This is a genomic window from Streptomyces sp. NPDC001492, assembly GCF_053597275.1.
Genome location: NZ_JBSFHW010000011.1, coordinates 29,991 through 44,269, shown reverse-complemented (window position 1 = coordinate 44,269; position 14,279 = coordinate 29,991). Strand labels below are relative to the sequence as shown.

At 70.1% G+C, this 14,279-nt stretch carries 12 protein-coding genes; 3 read left to right on the top strand and 9 right to left on the bottom strand.

Translation table 11 applies throughout. The annotated features are described in order from the left end of the window. Window positions 1-27: 27 nt before the first annotated feature. From ACWC1K_RS16305 to ACWC1K_RS16285, 5 genes are all read right to left on the bottom strand, one after another. Window positions 28-348, bottom strand: a complete 321-nt coding sequence (locus ACWC1K_RS16305) for an L-rhamnose mutarotase (RefSeq protein ID WP_450831883.1) — start codon at window positions 346-348, stop codon at window positions 28-30. A 32-nt stretch (window positions 349-380) separates the two neighbouring features. Further along, window positions 381-1,460 carry a rhamnose ABC transporter substrate-binding protein gene (rhaS, locus tag ACWC1K_RS16300; protein ID WP_450831882.1) on the bottom strand — a complete coding sequence of 360 codons (1,080 nt, stop codon included), beginning with the start codon at window positions 1,458-1,460 and terminating at the stop codon, window positions 381-383. A 127-nt stretch (window positions 1,461-1,587) separates the two neighbouring features. Continuing rightward, window positions 1,588-2,559: an ABC transporter permease gene (locus ACWC1K_RS16295; RefSeq protein ID WP_450831881.1), complete on the bottom strand. Its 972-nt coding sequence runs from the start codon at window positions 2,557-2,559 to the stop codon at window positions 1,588-1,590. After that, window positions 2,552-3,592: an ABC transporter permease gene (locus tag ACWC1K_RS16290; RefSeq protein ID WP_450831879.1), complete on the bottom strand. Its 1,041-nt coding sequence runs from the start codon at window positions 3,590-3,592 to the stop codon at window positions 2,552-2,554. Before ACWC1K_RS16290 ends, ACWC1K_RS16295 begins: the two co-directional genes overlap by 8 nt. Next, the gene (locus ACWC1K_RS16285) at window positions 3,589-5,106 is read right to left on the bottom strand and encodes a sugar ABC transporter ATP-binding protein (protein WP_450831877.1); all 1,518 of its coding nucleotides are present in this window, start codon (window positions 5,104-5,106) and stop codon (window positions 3,589-3,591) included. The genes ACWC1K_RS16290 and ACWC1K_RS16285 overlap by 4 nt, the downstream gene beginning before the upstream one ends. Before the next feature lie 271 nt (window positions 5,107-5,377). Here ACWC1K_RS16285 and rhaI point away from each other — a divergent pair, with 271 nt between their 5' ends. Next, window positions 5,378-6,538 (top strand): L-rhamnose isomerase, encoded by a 1,161-nt coding sequence (rhaI, locus tag ACWC1K_RS16280; protein WP_450831876.1) that lies wholly within the window; start codon window positions 5,378-5,380, stop codon window positions 6,536-6,538. 238 nt (window positions 6,539-6,776) lie between these two features. On the opposite strand, the gene ACWC1K_RS16275 is transcribed toward rhaI, so the two are convergent. Beyond that, complete coding sequence (locus ACWC1K_RS16275) at window positions 6,777-7,520, bottom strand: class I SAM-dependent methyltransferase (RefSeq protein ID WP_450831874.1); 744 nt, start codon at window positions 7,518-7,520, stop codon at window positions 6,777-6,779. A 214-nt stretch (window positions 7,521-7,734) separates the two neighbouring features. On the opposite strand from ACWC1K_RS16275, the gene ACWC1K_RS16270 reads away from it, so the two are divergent. Continuing rightward, a complete protein-coding gene (locus ACWC1K_RS16270; protein WP_450831872.1) occupies window positions 7,735-8,130 on the top strand; it encodes a DUF6188 family protein in 396 nt (131 codons plus the stop codon). Between the two features lie 128 nt (window positions 8,131-8,258). Here the strand turns inward: ACWC1K_RS16270 and ACWC1K_RS16265 are convergent, their stop codons facing one another. Further along, complete coding sequence (locus tag ACWC1K_RS16265; protein WP_450831870.1) at window positions 8,259-9,122, bottom strand: LysR family transcriptional regulator; 864 nt, start codon at window positions 9,120-9,122, stop codon at window positions 8,259-8,261. 179 nt (window positions 9,123-9,301) lie between these two features. Between ACWC1K_RS16265 and ACWC1K_RS16260 the strand changes: the two genes are divergently transcribed. Then, on the top strand, window positions 9,302-10,177 hold the full coding sequence (locus ACWC1K_RS16260; protein ID WP_450831868.1) for an NAD(P)H-binding protein: 876 nt from the start codon (window positions 9,302-9,304) through the stop codon (window positions 10,175-10,177). Window positions 10,178-10,191: 14 nt separating this feature from the next. Here the strand turns inward: ACWC1K_RS16260 and ACWC1K_RS16255 are convergent, their stop codons facing one another. Together ACWC1K_RS16255 and ACWC1K_RS16250 are read right to left on the bottom strand one after the other, a co-directional pair. Then, entirely contained in the window at window positions 10,192-12,828 is a 2,637-nt protein-coding gene (locus ACWC1K_RS16255; protein WP_450831867.1) for a family 78 glycoside hydrolase catalytic domain, read from the bottom strand. Continuing rightward, on the bottom strand, window positions 12,828-14,126 hold the full coding sequence (locus tag ACWC1K_RS16250) for an MFS transporter (RefSeq protein WP_450831866.1): 1,299 nt from the start codon (window positions 14,124-14,126) through the stop codon (window positions 12,828-12,830). Before ACWC1K_RS16250 ends, ACWC1K_RS16255 begins: the two co-directional genes overlap by 1 nt. Between the last annotated feature and the right edge of the window lie 153 nt (window positions 14,127-14,279).

Sequence of the window (14,279 nt, the reverse complement as noted above, 5' to 3'; positions counted from 1 at the left end):
AGCGGCTCCAGCAGGGGCGAGGGGAGATCAGGCGAGGTGGAAGACCTCGGTGAGCGGTTTCATGGCCTCGTCGGGCCGGGCGCCGTCCAGCGACTCGAAGAACGGCGCCATCTCGGCCTGCCAGCGGGCGTTGACCTCGGTGGCCTCCATGCCGGCGATCGCGGCCTCGAAGTCGTCGGTCTCCAGGTAGCCGACGAGCAGGCCGTCGTCGCGCAGGAAGAGGGAGTAGTTGTGCCAGCCGTTGGCGGAGAGCGCTTCGAGCATCTCCGGCCACACGCCGGCGTGGCGTTGGCGGTACTCGGCGAGCCGGTCCTCGCGGACCTTGAGGAGGAAGCAGACGCGCTGCATGAAGGACCAGCTCCCGCAGGGGTGGAAGGGGCTCAGAAGTTGAACTGGTCGATGTTCTTGGCGCTGAACACGGTCGGCTTGCCGAGAGTGATCACGCCGTCCTTGCCGATGGTGTAGGTCGTGGAGCCGGCCTTGAAGGTCTCGCCCTCCTTGCCGGTGATCTGACCGGAGGCCAGCGCGACGGCGGTACGGGCGGCCAGGTCGCCCAGCTTCGCCGGGTCCCACAGCTCGAAGCCCTCGACGGTGCCGTTCTTGACGTACTTGCGCATGTCGTTCGGGGTGCCGAGGCCGGTCAGCTTGACCTTGCCCTTGTACTTGGAGCCGGACAGGTACTGGGCGGCTGCCTTGATGCCCACCGTGGTCGGGGAGATGATCCCCTTCAGGTTCGGGTACTGCTGGAGCAGGCCCTGGGTCTGCTGGAAGGACTGCTGGGCGTCGTCGTTGCCGTAGGCGACCTTGACCAGCTTGATGTTCTTGTACTTCGGGTCCGCCAGCTCCTTGTTCATGAAGTCGATCCACACGTTCTGGTTCGTCGCGGTCTGCGCGGCGGACAGGATCGCGATCTCGCCCTTGTAGCCGATCTGCTGTGCCAGCAGCTGCACCTCGGTACGGCCCAGGTCCTCGGCGGAGGCCTGCGAGACGAAGGCGTTGCGGCAGTCGGGCTTGGTGTCGGAGTCGTAGGTGACGACCTTGATGTTGTTCTTCATGGCCTGCTTGAGCGCGGTGCACAGGGCGCCCGGGTCCTGCGCGGAGACGGCCATCGCGTTGACCTGCTGCTGGGTGAGGGTGTTGACGTAGGAGACCTGGCCGGCGGTGTCGGTGGCGCTGGAGGGGCCGACCTCCTTGTACTTGCCGCCCAGCTCGGTGAGAGCCTGCTCGCCGCCCTTGTCGGCGGAGGTGAAGTACGGGTTGTTGACCTGCTTCGGCAGGAAGCCGACGGTCAGGCCCTTCTTGAGGGCGGCATTGGGGTCGGCCTTGGCGGTGGAGGTGGCCGCCGCGTCGTCGCTCTTGGAGTTGTTCTTGGTGGTACCGCCACAGGCGGTGAGGGCCAGAGCGAGAGAGGTTCCGGCGGCGAGCGCCGCACAGGCATGGCGGAGGGATGACTTGCGCATGGCATGGGGTCCTTTGATACGAGGGTGAGCTGGACGCGCCCCAAAGGGGCGCGGGCTGTATTGAATGTGCGGCGCAGCCGCGCGGGCGCGACCAGCCACATCCGGCCCGCAGTCAACGAACGAGCTTTCAAGCTGAACGTGCGGCCCTCACCAGGGCGATCTGCCGTGCGACCCTGGGGCCGAGCACAGAGACAACGAGCAACACACCCGTGACGACGATCTGCGACTGCGCGGAAACATTGAGCAGACTCATCACGTTCTGCAGGGCGCCGAGGAGGAAGACTCCGGCAATCGCACCGCCGAGCGTGCCCTTGCCGCCGTCGAAGTCGATGCCGCCGAGCAACACCGCGGCGACGACGGAGAGTTCGAGTCCGGTGGCGTTGTCGTAGCGGGCGCTGGCGTAGTGCAGGGCCCAGAAGATCCCCGTGAGCGAGGCCATCAGCCCCGTCACCGTGAACAGGATCAGCTTGTGCCGCTTGACACGGATGCCGGCGAACCGCGCCGCCTCCTCGTTCGCGCCGATCGCGAACAGGGAGCGTCCGAAGGGGGTGGCGTGCAGGACGACCACCGCGATGGCGAGCAGTACCAGGAAGGGCAGGAGGGCCTGCGGGACGAAGGTGTTCCCGATGCGTCCGGCCGCGAAGTCCAGGTACTGGGTGGGGAAGTCGGTCACCGCGTCGGAGCCGAGCACGATCTGTGCGATGCCCCGGTAGGCGGCGAGGGTGCCGATGGTGACGGCGAGGGAGGGCAGTCCGAGCCGGGTGACCAGGAGCCCGTTGACCAGCCCGCACAACACGCCCAGCAGCAGGCACAGCGGGATGATCGTCTCGATGGCCATGCCGTCGTTCCACAGTTTGCCCATCACGGCGCCCGAGAGGCCGGCCGTCGAGGCGACGGACAGGTCGATCTCTCCCGAGACGACCAGCAGCGTCATGGGCAGCGCGATCAGGGCGATCGGCAGGGTGTTGCCGATCAGGAACGACAGGTTCAGGGCGTTGCCGAACCCGTCGACCGTACTGAACGACAGCAGCAACAGGATGACGAGGAGGGCGCCGACGACCGTGTCCCAGCGGACCGCGCGCGTCAGTGACTCAGGCATGGCGGGCGTTCCTCTTCTTCAGGGCGGAGGCCACGCGCAGCGCGACGATCCGGTCGACCGCGATGGCGAGGATGAGCAGGATGCCGTTGATGGCGAGCACCCACACGGAGCTGACGCCGAGGGCGGGCAGCACGCTGTTGATGGAGGTCAGCAGCAGGGCGCCCAGCGCGGCCCCGTAGACACTGCCGGAGCCTCCGGTGAAGACGACACCGCCGACCACGACCGCGCTGACGACGGTGAGTTCGTAGCCGGTGCCGGTCCCGGAGTCGACGTTGCCGAACCGGGCCAGGTACATGGCGCCCGCGAGACCGGCCAGGCCGCCGCAGAAGGTGTACGCGGCCAGGATCCGCTTGCGCACGGGGATACCCGCGAGCCTGGCGGCCTCCGGGTTGGAGCCCAGGGCGTACAGCTCACGGCCGCTGCCGAAGTGCTTGAGGTAGTACGCCGTCGCCACCAGCACCGCCAGCGCGATCAGCGCCAGCCACGGCACGGCGGAGAGACCGCCGGAGCCGAAGTCCACGAAGCCGCCGGGGAGATCGGCCGCCGTGATCTGGCGGGAGCCGACCCAGATGGAGTCGACGCCGCGGATGATGTAGAGCGTGCCGAGGGTGACGACGAGGGCCGGCACCTGGCCGAGGCTGACGAGCAGGCCGTTCAGCAGGCCGAAGCCCACGCCCAGCAGCACCGCGAGCAGGATGGCGATCAGGGAGTTGCCGCCGCCGTGCAGATAGTCGCCGGCGGCGAAGGCGCTGATGCCGAGGGTCGAGCCGACCGACAGGTCGACGTTCCTCGTGATCACCACCAGGGACTGACCGGTGGCGACCAGCACCAGGATGGTCGCGTTCAGCAGCAGGTCCTTGATGCCCTGCTCGGACAGGAACTCGCTGTTGCCCGCCTGGGTGATGGCGATCATCACCAGGAAGACGACCAGGATGGCGAGTTCGCGCATCTTGAAGACGCGGTCGACGAGCCGGGTGCCGCTGGACCTGGGCACCTCGGCGACGGGGGTTTCGTCGGGAGTGGTCACCGTCATGCGGCGGCCCTCCCGGTGGCGGCGGCCATCACGGTTTCCTCGGTGGCTTCGGCGCGTGGGATCTCGGCGGTCAGACGGCCCTCGTGCATGACGAGCACGCGGTCGGCCATGCCGAGGATCTCGGGCAGGTCGGAGGAGATCATCAGGACGGCCACGCCGTCAGCGGCCAGCTCGCTGAGCAGCCGGTGCACCTCGGCCTTGGTGCCGACGTCGATGCCGCGGGTGGGCTCGTCGACGATCAGCACCCTCGGGCCGGTGGCGAGCCACTTGGCGAGGACCACCTTCTGCTGATTGCCACCGGACAGGGTGCTGACCGTATCGGCGATCCGGGCGTATTTGACCCGGAGCCTGACGGCCCAGTCGAGTGAGCGGCTGCGTTCGGCGCCGCGGTCGACGAGGCCCGCCCTGACGGTGGTGCGCAGACCGGTCAGGCCGATGTTGCGCTCGATGGACATGTCCATCACCAGGCCCTGGGCGCGCCGGTCCTCGGGGACGAGGGCGAGCCCGGCGGCCATGGCGGTGGAGGGGGCGCCGTTGGTGAGCTTGCGCCCCTGGACCTCGACCTCGCCGGCGTCCCAGCGGTCGATGCCGAAGACGGCCCGGGCCACCTCCGTACGGCCCGCGCCGACAAGTCCCGCGAGGCCGACGATCTCGCCGTGCCGCACCTCGAAGGAGACGTCGGTGAAGACGCCCTCGCGGGTCAACCGCCGTACGCTCAGGGCGACTTGGCCGGGCTCGACGTCCTGCTTGGGGTACAGCTCGTCGAGGTCGCGGCCGACCATGCGCCGCACCAGGTCGTCCTCGGTCATGCCCTCGATCGGCTCGCTGGAGATCCAGGCGCCGTCGCGCAGGATGGTGACCCGCCGGCAGATCTCGAAGATCTCCTCCAGCCGGTGCGAAATGAACAGCACGGCGGCGCCCTGTTCACGCAGGGTGCGCACGACGCCGAAGAGGCGGGCCACCTCGCTGCCGGTGAGGGCGGCGGTCGGCTCGTCCATGATCAGGACGCGGGCCTCGAAGGAGAGGGCCTTGGCGATCTCGACGATCTGCTGGTCGGCGATGGACAGGCCACGGGCCGGGCGGTCGGGGTCGAGTTCGACGCCGAGACGCCGCATCAGGGCCAGGGTCGCCGCGTGGGTGGCCTTGTGGTCGATACGACCGAGGGCGCGCCGGGGCCGGCGGCCCATGAAGATGTTCTCGGCGATCGAAAGGTCGGGAAAGAGCGTGGGCTCCTGGTAGATGACGGCGATGCCGGCGTCGCGGGCGTCGCCGGGCCCGTGGAAGACGACGGGTTCACGGTCGAGCAGCACCCGGCCGGCATCGGGCCGATGCACACCGGCAAGGGTCTTGATCAGGGTCGACTTGCCCGCGCCGTTCTCTCCGGCGAGTGCGTGCACCTCGCCGGGGAACAACTCCAGGGAGACGTCCCGCAGGGCGCGCACCGCGCCGAAGGACTTCGAGATGTCCTCGAGCGCCAGCACCGGGGCCGGACCCGTGTCGGACGGGTGGGTCATCAGGGGCTCCTCGACGACGCCGACAAGGGGCTCACGACGTCGTGAAAGGTTTCAACTTGGTTGCCGGGACGTTAGGCGCGTCGGCCATGTCACGTCAATGGGTGGGCCTCGAAAAAATTTCGAGAGCCCTTCGAGAGCCAAAGGTCACGGTCGAGCCACGGGCAACAGCCTCGGCCGGAACGCTTGACACTCCCGTCGGGAGCTTTAGGCTTCCCTTACTGAATCGATTCATCCACCTGCCGTTCCGGCAAGACGTCACAGGAGCCCTGAAGTGACCGAGCTCGCCGCGGTGAAGGCCGCGCTGAAGACCCAGGCAGTCGAGACGCCGTCGTGGGCGTACGGGAACTCGGGGACCCGGTTCAAGGTGTTCGCGCAGCAGGGCGTTCCCCGCACACCGCAGGAGAAGCTGGCCGATGCCGCCCAGGTGCACGCGTTCACCGGTGTGGCGCCGACGGTGGCGCTGCACATTCCCTGGGACAAGGTGGACGACTACGGTGCCCTGGCGAAGTACGCCGAGGAGCAGGGCGTGAAGCTGGGGGCGATCAACTCCAACACGTTCCAGGACGACGCCTACAAGCTGGGCAGCATCTGCCACCCGGACGCGGCGGTGCGCCGCAAGGCGATCGATCATCTGCTGGAGTGCGTCGACATCATGGACGCCACCGGATCACGGGACCTGAAGCTGTGGTTCGCCGACGGCACGAACTATCCCGGGCAGGACGACCTCCGCGCCCGCCAGGACCGCCTCGCCGAAGGCCTCGCCGAGGTGTACGAGCGGCTCGGGGACGGGCAGCGGATGCTGCTGGAGTACAAGTTCTTCGAACCCGCCTTCTACGCCACCGACGTGCCGGACTGGGGCACCGCGTACGCGCACTGTCTGAAGCTGGGTGAGAAGGCGCAGGTCGTGGTGGACACCGGGCATCACGCGCCCGGCACGAACATCGAGTTCATCGTCGCCACCCTGCTGCGCGAGAACAAACTCGGCGGGTTCGACTTCAACTCACGCTTCTACGCCGACGACGACCTGATGGTGGGGGCCGCCGACCCCTTCCAGCTCTTCCGGATCATGTACGAGGTGGTCCGGGGTGGGGGGTACACGTCCGAGGTCGCGTTCATGCTGGACCAGTGCCACAACATCGAGGCCAAGATCCCTGCCATCATCCGGTCCGTGATGAACGTCCAGGAAGCCACCGCCAAGGCACTGCTCGTGGACGCCGAGGCACTGAGCGCCGCTCAGCGGGCGGGTGACGTCCTCGAAGCCAACGCCGTGCTGATGGACGCGTACAACACGGATGTACGGCCGCTGCTCGCCGAGGTCCGCCAGGAGATGGGGCTCGATGCCGACCCGATCGGCGCCTACCGCCGGTCCGGATGGGCCGAGAAGATCGTCGAAGAGCGGGTCGGCGGACAGCAGGCCGGATGGGGAGCGTGAGGGCTGCAACTCGTCTGCCGGGACTTGTTGTTTGCAGACTGCGGGCCGGATGTGGCTGGTCGCGCCCGCGCGGCGGAGCCGCAAATCGATACAGCCCCGCGCCCCTAAAGGGGCTGGTCGCACCGCCCGCGCGACAGCGCCGCAAACTGATACAGCCGCGCCCTTGACCGAGCCGGCAGCGTCGGCGCGGCGGCGGAGGCGCACATGTGTAGAGCCCCGCCGCCCCTCACGGGGCACGTCAGATGTCCGCTGTCAGTAGTCGGTAGCCGACGTCGAGTGTGTCGCGGGTGAGCAGTTCGGCGTGCCGGGTGTGCCAGCGGCCTGTTGTCAGGTCCTCGGAGAGGGCTGCCAGGCCTGGGGCGAGGGCCGCTTCTCCGGTCTGGGTGAGCAGGGAGATTCCTGACCGTACCTGGGGGTCCAGGTAGGCGTGGGGGCGGCGCCAGTACGCTGCGGCGAAGCCGTCCGTGCAGTCGTGCGGGACGGGGACGGGCTGCCGGCGCGCCCCGCCGAGCAGGTCGGACAGTCGGTCCAGCGGCAGGGCTCGGGTGTCGTCGAAGGCGGCGGCCTGTGGGAGGTAGTCGCGGACGAGCCAGAACCGGTCGCGGAAGACCTGCTGGTCCCAGGTCAGGATCACGATGCGGTGGCGGGCGACCCGGCGGAGTTCGGCGATGCCGGCCGTCAGGTCGGTCCAGTGGTGGATGGTCAGCAGCGCCATCACGGCGTCGGCCGCGTCGTCGCGCGCGGGAAGGTGTTCGGCGACCGCGCACACGGCGGGCGCCGACCCGGGCGGGCGTTGCGCGATCATGACCTGGCTGGGTTCGACGGCGAGGACGGTCTGCGGTGGCTCGTACGAGCCGGTGCCGGCGCCCACGTTGATCACGTGCGCGGCGTCTCCCAGCGCGGCGTGAATCTGCGCGGCGATCCGCGGGTCGGGCTGCCGGTTGCGGCCGTATGTCGCGCCGAGCGTGTCGTAGAGGGCCATGCCGGTCAGTATGCGAAGCGGCGCCGTGGACGTGGGCCCGCGTCAGGTTTCTCCCGTCCCGAACGAGTCGTGGACCGGCCGCACCTCCACCGCCAGGACGTGGAAGTCCAGGCTGGGAAACGCCGACCGAGCGCCTGTCTACACTGCTCAAGGCCCAACAGAGCCGGTCGTCGGCTTTCCATCGACACACGGCAGAACCGCGGCAGGGGGAGCGGTGAGAGTACCTGCGGGACTGGTCGGCACCCGTGTCACACGCACGGCCTTCGACCACCAGGTCCGGATCAGCTTCACTGATCACGCCCCAGACGGTCGCATCCGTGTCGAGGGCGAGCTCGTCATCGAGACACCGTTCACCCTCACGGCCGCCTCGGGCCACCAGGCCCTACTGATGCCGGCCACTGGACCGTCCTTGGCGCCGGTACTCGGCCTTTTCGCCAAGTTCGTCACCGAAACCGAGGTCAGCGGGCAAGGCTCCCTGTCCCTCGGCTTCGACGACGGCACTCGGCTGAGCATCGAGCCAGACCCTGACTACGAGTCGTGGATCCTCACCGGCTCAGGAATCGAGCCCCTCCTGGTTGGCCCAGGCGGCGAAACCGACTGGCAACACTGAGCGTCGCCGCAACCTACAGCGTTGCGGCACTCAACCTGTTGCAACGACCGCTGGAATCGTCCCCGCGCGTTCGGCGGCGGTCATCGCCTCGGTCGCCGCGGGATCGGCGTACATCAGGACCAGGTACTTCACGCGGCCGCCTCGACAGGCGGAACCAGCGACGTCGCCGCCCGGACCAGTGCGGCGGTGGCCGTCGAGCAGGACTGCTGGGGCCAGGCGATCGACAGGGTGGCCGGTGGGGCGTCCGGGACCTCGCGGTAGGCGAGGCCCGGGCGCGGGTAGCGGGTGGTGACGGATTCGGGCAGCAGGGTCACGATCTCGCCCAGTTCGACGAGGGTGAGCAGTTGGGGCAGGTCGGCGATGCCGTGGCGCTCGACGATCATGTCCAGGTACGCGGCCAGGCCGTCGAGGCGGCCGGACTCGACCCCCGGGATGGCCAGGTCGGCGAGGGAGAGGTGGTCGCGGGCGGCCAGGGGGTGGGTGGCCGGGAGGGCGGCCAGGCGGCGTTCGACGGTGATCGTTTCGCTGTCCAGGCCGGTGTGGTCGAAGGGTTCGTAGATCAGGGCGGCGTCCGCCTCGCCCTGGCGCAGCAGACGGGCCTGGTCACCCCAGCCGGACAGGCGGATCGTGACGGGGAGGGCGGCGGGCTCGGTCGCGTAGCGGGCCAGGATGGGTTCCAGCAGGCCCCCGTCACCGTCGGCCTTGAGGGCCAGGACCAGCTTCGCGTCCTGGGCCCCCGCGCGCTGGGCCCGACGGCCGGCCGCCTGGAGGGCGTCGAGCGCGATCCTGGCCTCCCCGAGCAGGACCGTGCCGGCGGGGGTCAGTTCGACGCTGTGCGTGGTGCGCTCGAAGAGGGTGACGCCCAGGTCGGCCTCGAGTTTGCGGATGGCGCGGGAGAGGGGCGGGGCGGAGATGCCCAGCCGTTCGGCGGCGCGGGCGAAGTTGAGTTCTTCGGCCACGGCGACGAAGTAGCGCAGTGATCGGGATTCCACGACCCGGCACCTCCGTTCGGTATTACCCAGAGGGTAACAAGCGGGATCCCTTCGGTCCTTCCGTCTCCCAGGGGTTCGCCGCAGGATCGGAGCACGCGGTCCCCCGGCCCGTCCAGCTGGTCCAGCCGACGGCCGGAGGGTGCAACTGCCTTTCCAGCGAGCCCTCTTGGAGCTTTTCCATGCTTGTCATCACCACTCCCACCGGTCAGATCGGCCGCCAGGTCGTCGACGGTCTCCTCGCCGGCGAGGAGCCGGTCCGTGTGATCGCGCGCGATCCCTCCCGGCTGCCCGCGCAGGTACGCGGGCGGGTCGAGGTCGCCCAGGGCTCGCACCGAGATCTCGATGTCGTGATGGAGGCCTTCGCGGGCGCGGACGCCGTGTTCTGGGTGGTGCCGCCGGACCCGCGCGCGGAGGACGTCGAGGGCCACTACGTCGACTACACGCGGGCGGCCTGTGAGGCGATCGCATCCCGGGGCGTCAAGCGGGTCGTCGCCGTGTCGACCATGGGCCGCGGAATCGAGAAGAACGCCGGGCACCTGTCGGCGTCGCTGGCCAAGGACCGGATGATCATGGACACCGGAGTGCACTACCGGGCGCTGCAGCCGCCGGCCTTCATGGAGAACCTGCTCTGGCAGGTGGCCGCGATCAGGGACCAGGGCGCGTTCTACTGGCCGCAGCCCGGCGACCGCGTCGTCGCGTCCGTCGCCACCCGGGACATCGCGGCCAAGGCCACGGAACTCCTGCTCGACCGGTCCTGGAGCGGTCAGGAGGGTGTGCCCGTGGTCAGCCCCGACGCCCTCTCCCCCGACGGCATGGCCCAGGTCCTCTCCGAGGTGCTGGGGCGGCCCGTCCGGTATCGGCAGCTGTCCCTCGACACCTACCGGGCGACGATGCTGGAGCACGGCGCGAGCGAGGCATGGGCGCAGGGGCTGGTCGACATGGCCGTGGCCCAGATCAAGGAAGCCTACGACGAGGACCACCGCCTCGCCTCGCCCAGCCCGACCACGTTCCGCCAGTGGTGCGAGGAGGTGCTCAGGCCGGCCGTCCTGGCCTGAGCACCTCGCCGGCCCTACTCCTCCGGCCCGGCGAACGGATTGCGGAGCGCGGCCGGCGGCCAGGCGGGCGCGGTGTAGGGCCGCCGGAAGGTACGGCGGCCCGATCCGACCTCGAACGGCTCACGTTCGCCCGGGAGTTGGACCTCGGCCCGGGTGTTGGGCGGGACGAGCACCTCCATCACGAGCGTGTCGTGCTCGATCCGCCAGCCGGCCTCGGCGCGGCCGTACGGCGTGTCATGCGCGGCCTTGGCATACGTCAGGTCGCCGCCGGGAACGGGCGCGATGCGCAGCCGGCGCCAGCCCGGTTCGGCGGCTTCGAGGCCGGCGACCGTGCGGTGCAGCCAGTCGGCGACGGCGCCGAGGACGTAGTGGTTGAAGGAGGTCATCTCGCCCGGGTTGATGCTCCCGTCGGGCAGCATCGAGTCCCACCGCTCCCACACGGTCGTCGCCCCCATGCTCACGGGGTACAGCCAGGACGGGCAGCCCTTCTCCAGGAGCATCCGGTACGCCAGCTGCGCTTCCCCGCCCGCGCACAGGGCGTCGCAGATCAGCGGCGTACCGGCGAATCCGGTGGCGATGCGGAAGCCCGCCTTGCGCACGATGTGGGCCAACCGCCCGGCGGCGCCCCGCCGTTGACGCTCCGTCGGCAGCAGCGCGAAGCACAGGGCGAGCGCGTACGCGGTCTGCGCGTCGCTCGACATCCGCCCGACCGGGGTGACGAACTCGTCGGCGAAGGCCGCCCGCACCGAGCGCGCGAGTTCCTCGTAGCGGACGGCGTCGTCCTTCTCCCCCAGCAGCCGCGCCGTCTCGGCGAGCACGTCGGCCGAGCGGGCGACGTACGCATTGGCGACGAGATCGCCGTCCGTACGGGCGTCCCCGGGAGCGTCCGGCGGGGCGGCCGGGTCGAGCCAGTCGCCGAGCTGGAAGTCCTGCCGCCACAGGCCGCCGCCCTTCTCGGTGAGGCGGGCGGCGGTCTCCACCCAGGCGCGCATGCTCGGGTACTGGGTGCGCAGCACGGCCGGATCACCGAAGCGCCGGTACAGCGTCCACGGCAGCAGCACCGCGACGTCCGCCCACACCGCGTGCGGGGTGCCGCCGAAGCCGGAGGGCAGGACGTCGGGCACGACCAGCGGGGGTGTGCCGTCGGGGCGGGCGAGTTGTTCGGCCGCGAGGTCGCGCAGCCAGCCGCCGAGCATGCCCGAGCAGTCGTAGAGGAAGGAGGCGGCGGGGGCGAAGACCTGGATGTCGCCGGTCCAGCCGAGGCGTTCGTCGCGCTGGGGGCAGTCGGTGGGGATGTCGAGGAAGTTGCCGCGCATGCCCCATACGACGTTCTCGTGCAGGCGGTTGACCAGCTCGTGCGAGGACTCGAACCAGCCCGTGCGGGTCATGTCGGTGTGCAGGACGACGGCCTCGACCGCGGACGGGTCCAGCTCGCCGGGCCAGTGGTCGATTTCGGCGTAGCGGAATCCGTGGAAGGTGAAGCGCGGTTCGTATGTCTCCTCGCCCGTGCCGGCGAGGGTGTACGTGTCGGTGGCGGCTGCGAGACGCAGCGGCCGTACGCCGAGTTCGCCGTGCTCCAGAACTTCCGCGTGCCGCAGGGTGATGGTGTGTCCGGAAGGGCCAGCCACGCGGATGCGCAGGCGTCCGACCAGGTTCTGCCCGAAGTCGAGGATGGTCTTCCCGGACGGTGTGGTGAGGACGTCGACGGGGGCGAGGGTCTGGGTGCGGCGCACGGGCGGGCCGGTCGGGGCCACCAACTGGGCCTCGGGGAGCGGTAGTTCGATGACGGGTGACCAGTCGGAGGTGTCGTGGCCCGGTGCGGACCAGCCGGGGCGGGCCGCCCGGGCGTCGTGGACCTCGCCGTCGTAGAGCTCGGAGCGCAGGATCGGGCCGGTCGTGGCGCGCCAGGTCTCGTCGGTGCCGAGGGTGGTGACGGTGCCGTCGGGGTGGGTGACCTCCAGCTGGGCGAGGAGCGCGCGGCGGTCGCCGTAGAGGTTGCGCCGGCCGCCGTGGAAGCCGAGCCGGCCTGTGTACCAGCCCTCGCCGAGAAGTGCGCCGATGGCGTTGTCGCCCGCGCGCAGCAGGCCGGTGACATCGAAGGTCTGGTAGCGCAGCCGGTGGTGGTAGGAGGTCCAGCCGGGGGCGAGGACATGGTCGCCGACTCGGGTGCCGTTGATCTCGGCCTCGTAGACGCCGTAGGCGGTGATGTGCAGGCGGGCCGCGGCGACCGGCTTGGCGAGGGTGAAGGCGCGGTGCAGCAGCGCCACCGGGAGCGGGGCGTCGGACGCTTCACGGTCGGGGGTGACGGGCCGGGCGGTCCAGTCGGTACGGGCGAGCAGTCCCGTCTCCGCCCAGGTGGCCGGCGACCACGCGGACGGCTCGGCGCCCTCGCCCCACACCTGCACACGCACCCCGAAGCGGCTGCGGGAGGCGAGCGGCTCGCCCGGCCAGTCCACCAGCACCGAGTCGGCGCCCTCGACGCGCCCGGTGTCGGTCAGGACGGTGCCGTCGGTAGCGGTGATCTCCAGCCGGTACGCCTGCTGCGTCCAGTCGGGTGTGTCGGTTTCGGTGCGCCAGCTCAGGCGGGGCCTGCTCTCGCCGATGCCGAGCGGCTCGCGGTGGTGTTCCAGGACAGGCGCGGTGACGCGCATCAGATCGCCTCCTTCGCACGGACGGTGGATGTGGTCCCGGCCGCGGCACCCCGTCCCTGCGGAGCGATGGTGCGGACGACCCACACTCCGATCAGGCCGGACACGGCCACACACGCCGTGGTGATCCACAGGACGGCCGAACCGCTGGCCGCCATCAGGGTCGGCGTGGCGAGGCCGGCGAGTCCGCACAGGGCGCGGCTGAGGCCGTAGGTCAGCCCCTGGGTGGTCGCGCGCAGTTCCTCGGGGAACACCTCCTGGGACCAGACCTTGTAGTTGGCCTCACCGGCGAACTGGTTGACGACGTTGTAAAGGAGCAGGAAGAAGACCATCGCCGCGATCACCGCGCCGCCGGTTGCCGCGGCCACGGCGAAGGCAAGGACCTGGAGCACCGCGCAGACGTAGAACAGTCGGTCGCGCCAGGGCGTGTCGGCCAGCCGCACGAAGGCGAGCGAGCAGGCCAGCCCGATCGGGAGCCCGGCCAGGCCCATCCCCGTGGCGAGGGTCTGGGAGGCGCCGCTGACGGTGGTCAGGAAGTACGTGCCGTACTGGCCCATGGTGTTGGCGGCGAGGTTCCAGGCGAGGTAGAACCCGCCCGTCGCGAGGAGCGGGACGAGGACCGGCTTGGCTCCGAGGCGGCGCAGCGCCCGCGCGTCGATGCCCTCGCCACCGCCGCCGCGCTCGGCCTCCTCCAGCACGGGAGACAGCCTCATACGGTTGCGCAGCACCCAGCTGACCAGGGCCACCAGGGCGAGGTGGGCGAAGAGGAGCTGAGCGGACAGATAGCCGAGCGTGGAGGTGCCGAAGCCGATCACGATCGCTGCGGTGATACCGACGACCCACATGGTCTGCGTCGCGCCGATCAGCCGGCCGCGTACCGAGCGCGGGGAGTGCTCGGAAACCATGGCCAGCGAGGTCGGCAGGTCGGCGCCGGCCGCGAGACCGCCGATGATCATGCCGGCGAAGAGGAAGGCGCTGTTGGGGGCGAAGACCAGCAGGGCGGCTCCGATGGCGTAGACGAGGATGTCGATCCCGTACACACGCTTACGGCCGAAGCGGTCGGCGAGGCGGCCGCCGACGAGTGAGCCGACGGCGATGGAGAAGGTCAGCGCCGCGCTGAGTGCGCCGAGCCCCCAGGAGGACAGGTGGAAGCGGCTCTGCCACAGGCCCAGTGACAGGCCCGAGGAGACGATGATGCCCGAGTCCAGGTAGGAGGCCATGCCGGAGAGGACGGCCAGGCGCCACTGGGAGCGGGTGACCCGGGGTTGGGCGGGCCTGCGGGAGATGGCGTCGTTGCTCATCGAGGCGGCCTTTCGGAGGGGGAGTTCGGGGACGGAGGGCCGGTGAGCGATCAGTGATGACACGTGTAACCGATCCTCGAAGCAAGCCGTGAAACGTTTCACGGCATCGTGGGCCCGCGGCAGCGGCTCGTCAAGGGTTCCGGCAACGAAATC